The sequence below is a fragment of the Flavonifractor sp. An4 genome, assembly GCF_002161755.1.
Classification (GTDB): domain Bacteria; phylum Bacillota; class Clostridia; order Oscillospirales; family Oscillospiraceae; genus Flavonifractor; species Flavonifractor avicola.
Map to the genome: position 1 here is coordinate 33,331 of NZ_NFIL01000014.1, position 15,477 is coordinate 48,807.

15 protein-coding genes are annotated in these 15,477 nt (G+C 43.2%); all 15 read right to left on the bottom strand.

All coding sequences use genetic code 11. The features are described from left to right. Nucleotides 1–72: 72 nt before the first annotated feature. On the bottom strand, nucleotides 73–1,092 hold the full coding sequence (galE, locus tag B5F94_RS07885) for a UDP-glucose 4-epimerase GalE (protein ID WP_087270036.1): 1,020 nt from the start codon (nucleotides 1,090–1,092) through the stop codon (nucleotides 73–75). A 70-nt stretch (nucleotides 1,093–1,162) separates the two neighbouring features. Further along, nucleotides 1,163–2,527: a phosphoglucosamine mutase gene (glmM, locus tag B5F94_RS07890; protein WP_087329203.1), complete on the bottom strand. Its 1,365-nt coding sequence runs from the start codon at nucleotides 2,525–2,527 to the stop codon at nucleotides 1,163–1,165. A gap of 35 nt (nucleotides 2,528–2,562) precedes the next feature. After that, on the bottom strand, nucleotides 2,563–3,225 hold the full coding sequence (locus B5F94_RS07895; protein WP_087329205.1) for a UDP-N-acetylglucosamine pyrophosphorylase: 663 nt from the start codon (nucleotides 3,223–3,225) through the stop codon (nucleotides 2,563–2,565). A gap of 69 nt (nucleotides 3,226–3,294) precedes the next feature. Continuing rightward, the gene (locus B5F94_RS07900; protein ID WP_087329207.1) at nucleotides 3,295–3,708 is read right to left on the bottom strand and encodes an adenylyltransferase/cytidyltransferase family protein; all 414 of its coding nucleotides are present in this window, start codon (nucleotides 3,706–3,708) and stop codon (nucleotides 3,295–3,297) included. A gap of 52 nt (nucleotides 3,709–3,760) precedes the next feature. Then, complete coding sequence (locus B5F94_RS07905; protein WP_087329209.1) at nucleotides 3,761–4,915, bottom strand: CDP-glycerol glycerophosphotransferase family protein; 1,155 nt, start codon at nucleotides 4,913–4,915, stop codon at nucleotides 3,761–3,763. Next, nucleotides 4,899–6,434, bottom strand: a complete 1,536-nt coding sequence (locus tag B5F94_RS07910) for a lipopolysaccharide biosynthesis protein (protein ID WP_143383260.1) — start codon at nucleotides 6,432–6,434, stop codon at nucleotides 4,899–4,901. The genes B5F94_RS07905 and B5F94_RS07910 overlap by 17 nt, the downstream gene beginning before the upstream one ends. 107 nt (nucleotides 6,435–6,541) lie before the next feature. Then, nucleotides 6,542–7,510 (bottom strand): glycosyltransferase family 2 protein, encoded by a 969-nt coding sequence (locus tag B5F94_RS07915; protein WP_143383261.1) that lies wholly within the window; start codon nucleotides 7,508–7,510, stop codon nucleotides 6,542–6,544. Nucleotides 7,511–7,535: 25 nt separating this feature from the next. Next, nucleotides 7,536–9,083, bottom strand: coding sequence for a DUF1919 domain-containing protein (locus tag B5F94_RS07920; RefSeq protein WP_087329215.1), 1,548 nt, complete (start codon nucleotides 9,081–9,083; stop codon nucleotides 7,536–7,538). 35 nt (nucleotides 9,084–9,118) lie between these two features. Then, nucleotides 9,119–10,114 (bottom strand): glycosyltransferase, encoded by a 996-nt coding sequence (locus B5F94_RS07925; RefSeq protein WP_087329217.1) that lies wholly within the window; start codon nucleotides 10,112–10,114, stop codon nucleotides 9,119–9,121. Further along, complete coding sequence (locus B5F94_RS07930) at nucleotides 10,077–11,219, bottom strand: hypothetical protein (RefSeq protein WP_087329219.1); 1,143 nt, start codon at nucleotides 11,217–11,219, stop codon at nucleotides 10,077–10,079. The genes B5F94_RS07925 and B5F94_RS07930 overlap by 38 nt, the downstream gene beginning before the upstream one ends. 11 nt (nucleotides 11,220–11,230) lie before the next feature. Beyond that, on the bottom strand, nucleotides 11,231–12,127 hold the full coding sequence (locus B5F94_RS07935; protein WP_087329221.1) for a glycosyltransferase family 2 protein: 897 nt from the start codon (nucleotides 12,125–12,127) through the stop codon (nucleotides 11,231–11,233). Between the two features lie 31 nt (nucleotides 12,128–12,158). After that, on the bottom strand, nucleotides 12,159–12,707 hold the full coding sequence (locus B5F94_RS07940) for an acyltransferase (RefSeq protein WP_087329223.1): 549 nt from the start codon (nucleotides 12,705–12,707) through the stop codon (nucleotides 12,159–12,161). 27 nt (nucleotides 12,708–12,734) lie between these two features. Further along, the gene (locus B5F94_RS07945) at nucleotides 12,735–13,490 is read right to left on the bottom strand and encodes a glycosyltransferase family 32 protein (protein WP_275533182.1); all 756 of its coding nucleotides are present in this window, start codon (nucleotides 13,488–13,490) and stop codon (nucleotides 12,735–12,737) included. Next, nucleotides 13,490–14,293 carry a glycosyltransferase family 2 protein gene (locus tag B5F94_RS07950; protein ID WP_087329227.1) on the bottom strand — a complete coding sequence of 268 codons (804 nt, stop codon included), beginning with the start codon at nucleotides 14,291–14,293 and terminating at the stop codon, nucleotides 13,490–13,492. Before B5F94_RS07950 ends, B5F94_RS07945 begins: the two co-directional genes overlap by 1 nt. Before the next feature lie 17 nt (nucleotides 14,294–14,310). Then, nucleotides 14,311–15,396, bottom strand: a complete 1,086-nt coding sequence (locus B5F94_RS07955) for a glycosyltransferase family 4 protein (RefSeq protein ID WP_087329229.1) — start codon at nucleotides 15,394–15,396, stop codon at nucleotides 14,311–14,313. Nucleotides 15,397–15,477: the final 81 nt, after the last annotated feature.

Here is a 15,477-nt window from a genome sequence, read left to right on the forward strand (position 1 = left end):
GGTGGCTTTGGCACCTTACCGAATTAAAGATCGCAGAAAATCCGTATTTTCTATATGATATAACAGGAAATCTTAATTGCGGTATCCATTTGGATTTGTCGCCTGCCACTTCCAAGAGGAAGCGCACATTTCCTCCAGGTCATACTGTGCTTTCCAACCCAGTTCTTCCTGAGCCTTCGCGGGATCGGCATAACAAGCCGCAATATCTCCCGGTCTTCTGGGGTCAATCACATAGGGCAGAGGCTTTCCACACGCTTTTTCGTAGGCCTTGATCATCTCCAGCACAGAATATCCTCTGCCCGTTCCCAGATTGCACACAAACAGCCCGCAGTTGGTCTCCAGCTTTTGAAGCGCCGCAATATGTCCCCGAGCCAAATCTACCACGTGGATGTAATCCCGCACACCGGTACCATCGGGCGTCGGGTAGTCATTTCCATACACATGGATCTGCTCCAGCTTGCCTACGGCTACCTGAGCAATATACGGCACCAGATTGTTGGGGATCCCATTGGGATCCTCGCCAATCATACCAGACTCATGGGCTCCGATGGGGTTGAAATAACGCAGCAGCGCAACATTTAAAGTAGGATCCGCCTTGCAGTAGTCCATCAGGATCTGTTCCACAAACAGCTTCGTGGTACCATAGGGATTGGTCGTTCCGCCAGTGGGAAAGTCCTCCCGAATGGGTACGCTGGCCGGATTCCCATATACCGTCGCAGAAGAGGAAAAGACAAAATCCTTCACTCCGTGTTTCCGCATGGCATTGAGCAATACCAGCGTACTCATCAAATTGTTGCTGTAGTATTCCAAGGGTTTGGATACGCTCTCTCCCACTGCTTTCAGACCCGCAAAATGAATGACGGCCTCGATCTCAGGGTGGCGGCAAAACACTTCCTCCACCTGGAGCGGATCACACAGGTCCGCTTTTTCAAAAGGAACCGGCTTTCCTACAATCTGCTCTACCCGCCGGACTGCTTCCTCACAGGAATTGACCAGATTATCGGCCACAACGATCTCATAACCAGCCTGCACCAATTCTACACAGGTATGGCTTCCAATATAGCCTGCACCGCCGCTGACTAAAATCGACATAATAAAGCACTCCTATCTCCCACCAGCATCTAATTGGCCGGATCGCACCGCCGCAGAGTTTATCTGCATCTTACACTGCGTGTCCCTTCTCTTTGATCACGTCCACCACACGCTGGGCCAGCGTCTGGCACTGCTCCTGAGCAGGAGCTTCCACCATGACCCGGACCAGAGGCTCCGTACCGGACTCTCTCACAAGGATCCGACCGGTATTCCCCAGCTCATCTGCCACCGCAGCAACAGCGGCCTGAACATCGGGGTCTGCCTGGGCTTCCTGCTTATCCTTGACTCGCACATTGATCAGCACCTGAGGATAGACCGTCATGGCAGCCACAAGCTGACTCAAGGGCTGCTTCCGGGCCAGCATGGCCTCCATCACCTTCAGGGAGGTCAGGATACCATCGCCCGTCCGGGCATATTTGGTGAAGATAATATGGCCGGACTGCTCGCCGCCGATGCGATGGCCGTACTTCACCATGTTTTCGTAGACATACTTATCGCCCACGGCGGTCTTTTCATAATTGATTCCCGCCTCTTCCAGTGCCTTGTACAGTCCGAAGTTGGACATCACGGTTGTCACTACCGTATTGGTGGTCAGCTTGTCCCGCTCTTTCATATAGCAGGCGTACAGATACATGATCTGGTCGCCGTCCACCAGGTTGCCCTTCTCGTCCACCGCCAAGCAGCGGTCGGCATCACCGTCGTAGGCAAATCCCACATCCATGTGATTTTCCACTACATAGCGCTGGAGTCCCTCAATGTGGGTAGAACCGGCATCGCGGTTGATGTTGGTGCCGTCCGGATTGGTATTGATGGTAAACACCTCCGCCCCAAGAGACTCAAAGACCTGGGGCGCAATATGCCAAGCACTGCCGTTGGCACAGTCCAAAGCCACTCGCTTACCTTTAAAGGAGTACACGGCCAGCGAGACGAGGTAACCCATATAGCGGTTGCGGGCAGCCACTTCATCTACGATGTGACCGACCCGTTCCTCTGTGGCCATAGGAAGCGTATCCACGGGCTGTCCATCCACCATCAGCTTACCGTCCAGATAGTCCTCCACCAGCGCAATAACGCTGTCCTCCATCTTCTCTCCTTCGCCGTTGAGCAGCTTGATTCCGTTGTCATAGAAGGGGTTGTGGGAGGCGCTGATCATGACACCGCAGTCAAAATGATCGGTGCGGGTAACATAGGACACGGAAGGCGTGGTGGTCACGTGGAGCAAACCCACATCGGCGCCAGACGCCGCCATACCGGCGCTGATGGCATACTCCAGCATATAGCTGGAGCGACGAGTGTCCTTGCCTACCACAATACGGGCCTTGTGCTCCCGGCCGTAATACCAGCCCAGAAACCGGCCGATACGGTAAGCATGATCGGTAGTTAAACCTTCACCGGCCTTTCCGCGAAAGCCGTCTGTTCCAAAATATCTTCCCATTTATCTCACTCTTTCTTTATTGTTTATTATTGTTGTCAGGCTTTGCGCTTGATGATATGATCCTTGTCCTTATAAATGCTGTCCTCGGGCACAACGCCCCGGACACAGGAGGTGGGATAGACACTGCTGCGGCGGCCGATCACCGTACCCGGATTCAGCACCGAGTTGCAGCCGATCTCCACATAGTCGCCCAAGATGGCGCCCATCTTTTTTCGGCCGGTCTCAATGGCGGTATCGCCCTTGACCACCACCAGCGTCTTGTCCGACTTCACGTTGGAGGTGATGGAACCGGCGCCCATATGGCTCTTATAGCCCAGGATGGAGTCGCCCACATAGTTATAGTGGGGGGTCTGCACATTGTCAAAGAGGATTACATTTTTCAGTTCCACGGAGTTGCCCACCACACAGTTGGCGCCCACCAGCGCGGAACCACGAATAAAGGCACAGTGGCGCACCTCGGTCTCCGGACCAATGATGCAGGGGGCACCCAGATATGCGGTAGGGGCAACGGTAGCACTCTTATGTACCCAGACGTGTTCGGCAGGCTGATCGTACTCTTCAGGAGAGAGTCCAACCCCGAGAGAGAGAATCAGTTCCTTGATGCCGTCCAGCGCCTCCCAGGGATACTGGAACTGTTTTAGGTAGTCTCCCGCCATGGTGTGGGACAGGTCTAAAAGTTCGGTAATCTTAATGTTCATGTGCATGACCTCATTTACACTAAACTATAGTCTAGCAAATATATATTGCATTTGTTTGCTTTCTCAATGTCAATTTATTTTTTCCAACTTTTCTCTAAGCACTGTGGAAGAGGTGCCCTTTGTATAAGGGAAATACATAACATCAACGCCACGTTGTCTAAATGTCTCTTCTACCTGTGAAAACAAGGGCGATCCTTTCCAATCGTCGCCTACAAACATAATATCAAACCCCAAGCGCTCCTGCGCCGCAACTTTATCCCGATCCACTTGGGGTACTACTTGATCCACATACCGAATTGCCTCGACAATTGCAACTCTCTCATCAAACGGAACAATTGGAGTTTTATGCTTGTAGTTTTCTACCAGCTCATCAGTACTAACACCAACAATTAGATAGTCACAATTCTCTTTAGCCCGTTTTAAAATATTTAAATGTCCGATATGGAACATATCAAACACACCTGTTGTATATCCGATTTTCATCTGCGATTCCTTCTCCCCTTCATTCTACACTTCTATATGTATAAAATATTTCTCACTTACTTTTTGAGTCAATATAGGCCACCACACAAGCAGCAGCTTGTCCATCTTCATAACTACCTACCGTCTGCAACAAAATATCTACATTTTGCTTGTACGTTTTTTCTTCAAAGCGGCAGATCGCATTATTTAACTCGCTCATATTACGGCATGCAGGAAAAGGTAAATCCAAAATGTTAAAATATAGTCCCCGTTCACGTCTTATATAATCATCTAGATCTGGAACATATAAGAAACATGGCTTTCCCGCAATCGCCATATCAAACATACAAGAAGAATAATCTGTAATTAGGCAATCAGAAGCGGCAAGAAGTTCCTGCATATCAGGATATCTGGACCTGGACATTGATGTTACCCCATCCGTTACTGCATCTTCTCTAATATTGGGATGAAGTCTGCATGCGATGATCCATTTGGCTCCAGTCTTTTCTTCAAGCGCCTTTTTTAACGCTTCGAAATCCATTCCATGGGTTTCAGCTCGTTTATTATTTCTAAAAGTAGGTGCATATAGCGCAAGCTTTGTATCCAACGGTAGATTGTAGTAATGAAAAACCTTTTCGCGAATTTTTGGCGTAGACTGGAAAAACAAATCGCAACGAGGGGTCCCACTCTCTAAAATCTGACCGGTATACCAAAACGCCCGGCGAAAAATTTGGGTACTTAATTTACATCCGGAGAGCAGCAAATCTATTTTCAACGAATCTTCCTTTGCCGCTTCAATATAGCTAGACGGCAAAGTATCTACTGCATCACATTCAATCTTTTTCAGCCTAAGGGAACTATGCCAGGTCTGAATATAAATCTGTTTTGATCTTTTTTTCCAATAGTGGGCCGGACCTGTACGCATATTACAAATCACAAATTTCGCGGTATGCAGTTCCTTAAGATACTCCATAGAAAAATAGTAAACAATTCTTACCTTCTTATGAAGATCTGCAGGTATATTTGCTCCCGGTTCAAACACCCATACCAAGTCAAACTTATTAGGATAATGCTCTAAAATATACTCCGTAATATACTTTGGGCTACACCCATATTGTTTAAAGCTATTTGACCAAAGAATAATTTTGTTATTCTGAATTGGCATATGTCTATAAAATTCAATGTACACGTCATGCCGAAATTTTTTTATTTTACTTAACAGCTTCATCGTTTTTCATTATACCTCTGAAGTTTTTCATAACACCAAATAGATATTTAAATTCTTCACTTCTAAAATAGCACACAAATATAACGATATTTGCAATAATAAAAGTAGTTGCTGCCTTTAACGCCACCCACAAAAAATTTGTACTGGGTATATATTGTGCAACAATCCAACACACTGCACCAAGAGCAATAAACAATGCTGCTTTTTTTAAATAGTCAATATAGTAGGGCATTGGAGATGTATGCATGCCACGTTTAAAGATCAAATATGGATCAAACCAAACATTGGTCGATAAGCGCGCAACAGCCGTACCCCAAAGTACGCCCGCAAGGCCCCACCACTGCACAAATACAACTGAGGCGGCGATATTAATAATCGCAGAAACAATAGGCCGCCACCTTCCTTGAACAAACAATCCCATTGTCTGGCGATAATTGAATGGCGCAAACAGCATTCCTGCAATATAAACATTGAGTGCAATAATCAATGATGTAGATATTGGCAGCAAGTAGTCGCTGCCGATCCAAACATTGATAAATGGCGTCATACAAATAAACAAACAAATTGAGCAAACTGAATAAAACCAAAATGTGGCTAAATTTATTACCCGAAAAATAAATAATTTATGTTCGTCGCTTTCTTTCGCATTTAAATTTCCAATGCTGGCGGTAAGATTTCCAAAAATACTGGATAGAAATCCGCTAACAGTTGAGGTAAGCAGTGTATAATTTGAGTAAACACCAACCGTTACAATACCTACAAAAGAGGAAATAATAATATTATCTGTCGAATTTAACGCCAATGTTCCAACCTTATACATAATTAGGGCCTTAACATTGTCCTTGATCTTTTGTAGTTCCTCCTTCGGCAGTGGTGAAACGTTTTTTTTGTTTAAGAAAGGAAACTTCTTCCCCGAATAGATGTAAGATACTATGTTCGGAATAAAGCCAAACGCTATCTGAATCCCAAGATAAACAAAATAATTTCTAAAAATCAGCAGAGTAATAACCTGAGTCGTACACATTACGATGTTACACACAAAAGAAACACCGTTAATGATGTAGTTCTTCTGGCAAGCAGTAATAAAGCTGGTACGGTATGCAAATAAATATGAAAAGGCTGAATTTACTACATATAGCGCATAAATAATGTGAATATTTGGAATTCTGTCTATATCCTTTATAATATATGGCAGCAGCGGCAAAAAAGCCAATCCTACCCCTAGCACAAAAACAAAGAGAAATCGATATACTTTTTCATACAACCGCATCAAAGCGCATATTTTATTTTCATCATGCTCCGCGATGGGCTTATATAAACTGAAAATGATGGCCTGACCAATTCCAAGTTCTGCAAAGGATAGTAATGTTAAGATGTTAGAGAAAAGCCCACTCACTCCCAGGTACGTCGACCCCAAAACATAAATAAAAAATGCTCTGGAAATAAATCCCGTAATTGTAATAATCAACTGGCCAAAGAGGCCCGTTACTATATTTTTTATCGAATTTTTAACCCTCACAAGGTAGTCCTCCGTACTGCGTAACTTGTCTGTACTTATCGTATCCCTATATACTATATATTTTATTTCAGTTATACGTTTACTTACAAAGTCCTCTGGTCCAATGCTCATCGGCCCTGTATCTTACCAACCAGATAATACAGATAAAATGGCAGATTCTTGCCCATCCTTGCAGCCAAAAGAAATAGCTTCCATTTTCCCTGCATGGCAGCCTTATGTATGATTAAATTCCTATATTCCAGAAAACAGTTTATGATCTTTACTTTAGACGTATCATCATAAACATATTCAGCCGCTCGATATAATGTAAGCAACGAAAAAAACAGTTTGCCAATCTCCTGGGATTCCAGTTCTTCCAGCCCCAATTTATTCAGTGCTTCTATCCGCTGCTTTCTTACTTCAAGAATGTCGAGCATAGATGGTTTAAACTGACTGTGAATAATACTTCCCTGGCGCATAATATATCCGTAAAGTATATCAGGGATATAAGTTATGGTCAACTCTCTCTGGAACACCCTCGTACACCACATCTCATCCTCGTGACGGATATTTTCAAAAGGAATCTCTATCAGCAGCTGTTTCCGGATCAGCTTTGTACAGCCCGAAGCATATACTCCGCCGTACTCATACAACCTTGAGAATGCCTCTTGTGCAGTATGGGACTGTCCGATAATCTCAATCTGCGCCAGGTCAGGCAAGTTCACCGTTTCTTCTACTTCTTGATATTGAAACTGGACAATATCTGCCGGAGCAATACTAATGGCCTCCAGCAGCCGCTCTACCGTTCTTGGATGAATGTAGTCATCCCCGTCTAAGAAGAGAACATAATTAGCATGTGCTGATATTACTCCTGCATTCCGAGCTGAGGATAGGCCGCCATTTTTTTTATGGATGACTTGAATCCTTGGATCGCTTTCAGCGAATTGGTCACAGAGTCGACCACTGCCATCCGTAGAACCATCATCCACCAAAATGATCTCAATATCTTTCTCACTTTGATTTATTACAGAGGTAACAGCAGCGCTCATATACTCTTTGACATTGTAAATTGGAACTATAATTGATACTTTAGGCATATTCCTCAACCCATTTACTTCGTTATTAAAGACTATTTAGGATTTTAAGATCATCCGTATATCTCTGGACAACAGGAAATTCATCGCCCACGAAACCGTTTAGTTCAGGGACATGGATAGTTCCAGGCACATCATCATATGCGAAGCATAACTTATTTTTTAGCGGCAGCTTCATGAAGCGTTCTACATCTTCTTTACTACACCCTTCACGTTGGGACAACTTAAATAGCATTCGATCGGGGTTGAGTCGTTCTATTCGACGATACCACTTTTCAGCCGCTTCCGCCTCAGTTTTATAGTGCATAAAATAGACTTCAATATCCCCCAGCTTTGCAACCGGATAGGCCTTTTGCTCTTTCAGTTCATCATAATATGTGCATGATTCCCATGGAATAAATACAAGTTTCATAGAAAAGTACGTTTTCCAGTCAGAGCACAGCTTAACAAAATCATGTCCCAGGAAAAACAATCCTGCTGTAGGAGATCGATATGGCAAACCGTATTTTTGATAAATAAAACTTCCCCAGCAGTTGTTAGAGATGATAGTAAAATTTTTATTTTTTAAACGTACCTGCAAGCGTGCAACTTTTACCTTATTGGATACTTTGCTTTTTACACCATGAACCATTCTCTCCGCAGTATATAAAAAGGGATTCAAACCAAATTTTTGTATTGATTTAAACGCCAAGCTGCGTGGATAAGCAGCAAGAATTCTTTTCACAATACTAACTATACTATTTCTCAAGGCTTTCGGTTCATAAATGTTCTTGCCATTGTTTGCAACAACAATTGCGCTTAATAATTCCAGGCACACGTCACTTTGTGATATATTCAGGTCTTTTTGACCTATCAACAAGAAACCAGGCAAATACTTTTCTTGATTTAACCCAAGTTCAGTGAGCATTTGCTCTTTTAATACTCTGATCTGAACTTCATATTCCTGACCATAATTTTGGGTTACCTGCATGGAGTGGACTCTATATTTCAGCAGCACATCTCTCAACGATGCTAAGGCATATTTACGAGAAATTCTCACCCACATCTCGTAGTCTTCCATCTTATCAAAATTTTTATTGTAATAATATTTCTCGTTTTTTATTACGCTTCCGCGAAGCATAACTGTAGGATGTGCAAAACAATTACCAAAAAGCAAATCAACTTTTAACTCATTAGGTGTAGTAGAAAACACCCTATCTACCTCTACTGCACCAAATAAATGTACAGCCGTTGCACATACAGCAACTTTAGTATGTGCATCCATAAACGCAACCTGTTTTTCAAACCGCTCTGGCAATGAAATATCATCCGAGTCCATCCTGGCGATATATTCTCCGCTTGCCAACTCCAATCCCAGATTCAGTGTTTCAGCCACACCCATATTGTGTTCATTGATATAGAACCGGATCCTCGGGTCAGAATAAGAGCGCACGATCTCCGGCGAAGAATCGGTAGAGCCGTCGTCAATAATGATGAACTCAAAATCCCCATAGGTTTGATTTAGGATACTATCAATCGCTTCTCTCAGGTATTTTTCTGCGTTATATACCGGCATAACTACGCTGATTTTGGGCATCAAGTAATTCCCCCACTCAAAAGTTATGGTTCCCCTTAGCGCTTATATTTCCAATTTAATATGCGTGCGCATAGTTCCAAAAGCCAGAGTCTGCTCGCCATAATGCACTTTCCTCGAATTCCGCCGTATCCCGTTTCACGAATCGCAGCTCTTAACGATTCGTCCTCACAGAGTTTTTTAACTGCAAGTCTCTTTTCTGGTCCTGAGAATGTGGAGGTTCGATAGTAATAGTTATTAATCGCAGCAATTGCTCCGCTAATAAATTGCTGCAAATAGGCCCGCTTATATTCTTTATCTCCACCCCATGCTAGGTCCAAGGCTCTCTGCGTTGCTTTATGTGCGTTTTTGACCCGTTCAAAATAGTCCGGATGGAAACGATGTACCGCACTCTCATCATTCATAAAACGCATATAATACGCTTCTTTCAGGTAGTACAGTTTTGCACAGTACCCCATTGCGTACAGGTTAAAGATGCGGTCTTCCGAAAAATGGATGCCAACTGGATACTGGAGTGTTGATTCATGAATAAGATCACTTCTATAAATACACCGCCATGTGGCCCCAGCTAACTCCAGGAGCAGTTCTGGTCTCAAGTCACTACGCTCAAGCATTACACTTTGAGAAAGCTGCTTTATCGTATCCAGCTCCTCTCTGCCATCTGCATACACGGTCTTGGCATCGCACATTACAATGTCGGCGTGATTTTGCTCTGCTTGATTCACCAGTTTTCCATACATATCTGGCAAGATCCAGTCATCCGCATCGACAAAGCCGATATATGTTCCCTGCGCTAATTTAAACCCGTCATTTCTAGCTGCGCTGACCCCACCATTACTCTTATGTATCACCTGAATGCGGCCATCCCGTGCCGCGTACTCATCACAAATCTGTGGGCTGCCGTCTGTAGAACCGTCATCAATCAACAGCAGCTGCCAATTTTTGAGTGTCTGATTTTGAATAGAGTCTATACACTTTCTTAGAAACTTTTCGCCGTTATATACTGGTACAATGATCGATATTGTTGTTTCCATGTTCTCTCTCCAATGTCCTTACTCGTCCAATCAGCAAGCCCAGCATTGCATAGGGGATCGCATTGGCTTGACCTGCCACCAAGCCTAGTTCTACTGTCTGTTGAAGCCAGATACAAATAAACCCCAGCATGAGACCATACACAATATAATCGTCCAGAAAGTCTATTCCCTTCTTTAAAATATTGTGAATTACAAAAATCCAGATACAATATCCAATTGCTCCGCCGCCTACCAGCATCGTAACAGCCGAATTATGCCAGTTTGCAGCAGATAAGTTTCCATTTCCAATCAGAGGGCTTTGTAACCATCTAAGGAAACCTTCATACCAAAGTGTATCCCGCCCGTTAAAAATCGGCTTTTGAAAGGTCATTCTGCTCCAAGAGTCTAAATCTTTAACAAACTCCTGATTTCTAATTAGTACAATAAATACTGCTATTATCAGCGGAAGCAACGAAAGCAGCAAAATCATATTTTTTTTACTTAGTAGCTTATGAAACGGTATTATTCTCCAAATTCCCAAAAACAAAATAATGGCAAATAAAGTTCCGCTTCTGGAATTCAAGCTTTCTGACCACACAAAATACAGGAAAATATATCCAATCAAGATAAATATAACAGTAAGTTGTTTCGTTTTTGTAAAGGATACAATCATTACAGAAAAACTGAAAAAGGCAATCATTGCAAGGGAGTTTTCATTCCAGCCGCGAAATGCGCTGCCATAATTCCAGATATAAAGCACAGCCATACCCAAGGCACCATACATGAGGGAAATCATTCTTACAGGTCCATCTTCAATAGGCAAAAAACTGATTAGATATGTAATCCCAAACAACCAGATATAGTCCAGCATATTCCATTGATTTAAGAAATAGGTAATCATTGAGATAAGGAGAAGATATACTACTATTAAAAAGGCTTTAAATGGAATACGTTTTAAAACCCCAGTAAGCACCATATGTATGATTACACATACAATTACAAGTACTTTTGACCGCCCATATATGTCATATACTTGTCCTATGCCTGCTCCGTAAAGCAAGGCAAGCAACCAAATAAATAACATTAAAGGTGTAATCATCCATTTTTTGATGATATTATCTGTCATGTGTTACTTCCTTATCCTGATTCACCATTTCTTTTGTGCTTAAACTTCATCTTATAATAAATTGCACCCATCATTCCCGGTAAATAAGCTAGCCTTGAGCACCACATATGTGTACCACAATAGCAACAGGCTTTATCATCGCTAAGAGCCCGAAATGCTTGATACTGAACCGCATGGCGTATCCGTTCCTTGACGCTGAGCACCAGGTCAATTCTCTGCATATGATAATAGGCGTATCCCCCAGGATTATACATCATGATTTGATAGGCTGAATTTGACAGGCCGTCACTTTGATATTCACATATTGTAATATTTTCAGGCAACGGGCACAACGTGTAGCCCTTCATTTCAAGTGCATCATACAGCACACATTCCCCTATAAATCGCTCGCCAGAAATAATTGGATACAAATTTTCTTTTAATGGCTCAGTTTTAAAAATAAGGGAAACTTCTCCCTGGACTCCATATAATCTATTTAGGCTATACAACCCCCTATGAGCAAGGTTCTCTTCAAGCCCTTTGCATAGCGGTACTCCCCGTGTATCTATCTTTCCAGCAATTAGGCCACAGTCGTTTCTCTCCAACCACCCCAGCCTGTTCTTAATTTTTTCTACTGCAGTGGATTCAAGAAAATCATCTGAATCAACACAGAAGAACCACTCTCCACGCGCAAGTCCTACAGCATTGTTGTGTGCAGACTGCTTTCCGCTGTTTTTTTGCCAATAATATCGTATATGTATCTTTTTTTCTTTTATTATTGAATTAACATATTCTTCTGTTTTGTCAGTGGAGCCATCATCTATGATCAACCATTCAAAATCCCGCTCGGTTTGTTCAATAAGGCTTTGATACAGCCTTGGCAACAGGTCCACTCGATTATATGTAGGTGTAAAAATGGTAAGCATCATATCTTAGCCCTCACCTCATTGCAGCAACAATCTATTTTACATATCCAACTCCGTCATGGAGATCGCAGTATTGCTGTTTCTTCATCTGTTGAGATATATTCTCCCGCAGAGTATACTCACTTCCATAGACAGGTCTGGTACGCATCGCCTTTTCATGCTTTTTAATATAGTCGTCAACCGTCCCAATTACTGTAGCCGGATTTCCTGCCGCCAGCATACCGTCAGGAATAGACTTTGTTACAACAGATCCAGCTCCGATAATAACACGATTTCCAATAGATACATTTGGTAAAACTATGCTCCCCGCGCCAATAAAAACGTTATCACCAATTGTTACGCGTCCAATTTTAGCATAGCCTAATTCACAGTATGTACTTGCATCATGGGCTAATATTTGAACGTGCGGACCAAAAGTAACATTGTCACCAATGTCGATTAGCCAGCAATGGGAGGGATCCAATTCAAAACCCAACTGAGGATTAAAGTTGTCCCCTACCTTTAACCCCATATGAATCAGTTGCTCAACCGCATATTCTCCCCGTAGTCTATAAACTATTTTTCTCAGCCATTTTTTTAACATAACAATCAATTCCTCAGGTACTAAAAATCACTTCTGCTTGTTTTTTAAGGCCTTAAAACAGTTCACACCAAATATTTTATGGAGTGGCCTTGTAATTTTAGCCCGCAAAATTGTTCCTTTGCTTAGCCAGCTCATGGAGTACCAGTGAACTGACACTGTATTAATGGTCCGTTTTAGTGTTCCAGTAGTACTCTGATAGGGGTTAAAATATTCAACAGGATACACCTCTGCTCCAGCTAACGACTGTTGCTTTCCATTCAAAACAAGCCCCAACTCAGTCAGCGCCGCAGTATTTAATTGGGGGCAACTAATGATAGGATAGTCGCCCTTATTATCAGGTATTAAACATGTGTACTGTTCCAACATGGCTTTAATGGTACATTGGTGCGCTTGGGAGCCAAAGCCCTGCCCAGTGTTAACATGGCTGTGGTTCTCAAAGCCATAGAAGGCCTCATGTTCCAACAGAAAATCCGGCCTTTTCAGCAACTCTACATCAGTGTCAAAATAGATTCCTCCATGCTTTTCTACAACCACCAGTCGGACAAAGTCACTGAGAAATGCCCACTTTTTCTGCTGATAACAATACTGCGCATACGGATAGGCAGAAACATCAAAATTGTCCTCGTTCCACTCCACGATTTCATAATCCGGGCAATACTTTTTCCAGCTGGCAATACACTTTTGCGCAAGCTTGGGCTTTTCTCCCCTGCCAAACCAGCAGTAATGTATCTTTTTGGGTATCATAGGCTCCTCCCCAACTACAGAATCAAATTTTAGTTCGATTAGTTTTGTCTCATCTTCCGTTTGTGAAGCACACTATAAATGCCTTTGGGTAAAAGCCCCACAATGATAGGGCGTACTATCCAAATATAATTTTTAGTTGAAAGATGTAGTCTGCGAATCGCAGAGATAGTTACTCTTGCTTCGTTGATTCGATATTTGAATTTTCTGCGGGCTGTAGCGTTTCTGTCATCACGCATCATATAAAGGGGCTCTTTTAGTACATACCCTCTGTAGCCCCGCTCATACATACGCACCCACAAATCCCAGTCTTCCACACGCAACCGTTTGGGATCTTCACTATATCCATTTACTGCCCGGTATGCCTCCGCCCGCACCATGCAAGGTGCATGGCAGAAGGGCGTAGACCGTGCCATAGTTTCAATACTGGGTTCCCCTCCTCCAGTACCTGATCTGAAAATACCCTCTTTATCAAAATAATGCATCGGTGTACTAACAATTGCATATTGAGGATGCTCGTCCAAAAAGGCTACTTCCCGTTCAAAACGCAATGGCAGCGAAGTATCATCGCCATCCATACGTGCAATATATTCCCCGCGTGCCACTGCCAAGCAGCGATTCAGAGTATGGTTCAGCCCCATATTCTTTTTATTGTGAAGAAGTATAAATTTATCCGGGTACTGCGTTATATACTTCTTTGCAACTTCATAAGTCCCATCTGAAGAACCGTCATCGCACATAATCATTTCCCAGTCGGAAAATGTTTGATTGAGTATTGACTCAATTGCTTCAGGCAACGTATTCGCACAATTATAGATCCCCATGATGATAGATACTCGTGGCATTTCTCTTCTCCCTTATCTCACCTGCGAAGCAATCCTTCCAAAGTCTCTTTTACAACTTTTTGCTTATCAAAAACCGCTTCCATATGCTTTCGCCCAGCCAGGCCCATCTGCTTGCGCTGCTCATAATCCAGCCCAGCAAACCGTCTCATAGCCTCATACAGGCTGTCTGAATCTTTACGCTGGCAGAGCAGGCCGCTGACACCATCAATCACAGCTTCCTTGCAGCCATGAATATTACTGGTGATCACCGGCCGGCCGCTGGCGGCGCACTCCAGATTGGTATTAGCCATTCCCTCATGCCAAGAGGGCAGCACAAAGCAGTGACTCTGGGCAATAAAGGGCCGCACATCCTTCTGATAGCCGTGATAGTGAAGCCAGCCGTCCTTCTGGTACCGCTCCATTTTTTCGGCGTAGTTCTCCTCAAACCCGCCCAAAACATCCAGCGTACAGGCAATTCCATCCCGGTTCAGGAGATCCATAGCCTCAAACAACTCATCAATTCCCTTTTCCTGCATAACTCGTCCCACAAATAGAAACCGAGTTGGGCCGTCGCAAGTCGGGTATTCAGTCACCTGATAATGATCCAAATTAACACCCGCTCCATTTAAGAGGCAAGTTTTTTCTTTGGCTACAATTTTCTCATCAATGAAAATCTGCTGGTTTTCTGCATTCTCAAAGAAAACAACTTTGACTCTTTTTAACGCCATACGGTACAGATGAGTTACCAGTTTACGCAGCATACCGGGATTCTGAAATGCAGTGCCCAGCCCCGTAATATTGACGGCATAAGGCACCTTAGCCCATCTGCATGCCAGGCCACCATAAATATTGGGTTTAATGGTATAGGTAATGACCAAATCAGGCTTTTCCTGATTAATAATACGTCTATATTGTCTAAATAAAGCAAGGTCTTTTAGCGGATTAATTCCACGCCGATCAACCGGTATGTCAATACAGTCACATCCATATCTAATGAGGCCGTCCACTTGTTCTCCATATGGCACAGCTACAATAATTAAGGCCTGCTGCTTCAGTTTTTGGATTAATTCACCTCGGAATCCATACAACCCGTCACTATTATTTGCTAATATAACAATTTTCATATCTTATCCTATACAAATCGTCATCATTTTCCTAATCGTTTTATCATAATGTCATGATATTTTGTAATAACGCCGCGTTCG

Coding starts and splice junctions, on each gene's coding strand:
- B5F94_RS07900 (WP_087329207.1), bottom strand. CDS start 3,708: ATGAAAATCGGATATACAACAGGTGTGTTTGATATGTTCCATATCGGA.
- galE (WP_087270036.1), bottom strand. CDS start 1,092: ATGTCGATTTTAGTCAGCGGCGGTGCAGGCTATATTGGAAGCCATACC.
- B5F94_RS07905 (WP_087329209.1), bottom strand. CDS start 4,915: ATGAAGCTGTTAAGTAAAATAAAAAAATTTCGGCATGACGTGTACATT.
- B5F94_RS07955 (WP_087329229.1), bottom strand. CDS start 15,396: ATGAAAATTGTTATATTAGCAAATAATAGTGACGGGTTGTATGGATTC.
- B5F94_RS07915 (WP_143383261.1), bottom strand. CDS start 7,510: ATGCCTAAAGTATCAATTATAGTTCCAATTTACAATGTCAAAGAGTAT.
- B5F94_RS07925 (WP_087329217.1), bottom strand. CDS start 10,114: ATGGAAACAACAATATCGATCATTGTACCAGTATATAACGGCGAAAAG.
- B5F94_RS07940 (WP_087329223.1), bottom strand. CDS start 12,707: ATGTTAAAAAAATGGCTGAGAAAAATAGTTTATAGACTACGGGGAGAA.
- B5F94_RS07950 (WP_087329227.1), bottom strand. CDS start 14,293: ATGCCACGAGTATCTATCATCATGGGGATCTATAATTGTGCGAATACG.
- B5F94_RS07895 (WP_087329205.1), bottom strand. CDS start 3,225: ATGAACATTAAGATTACCGAACTTTTAGACCTGTCCCACACCATGGCG.
- glmM (WP_087329203.1), bottom strand. CDS start 2,527: ATGGGAAGATATTTTGGAACAGACGGCTTTCGCGGAAAGGCCGGTGAA.
- B5F94_RS07935 (WP_087329221.1), bottom strand. CDS start 12,127: ATGATGCTTACCATTTTTACACCTACATATAATCGAGTGGACCTGTTG.
- B5F94_RS07920 (WP_087329215.1), bottom strand. CDS start 9,083: ATGCCCAAAATCAGCGTAGTTATGCCGGTATATAACGCAGAAAAATAC.
- B5F94_RS07930 (WP_087329219.1), bottom strand. CDS start 11,219: ATGACAGATAATATCATCAAAAAATGGATGATTACACCTTTAATGTTA.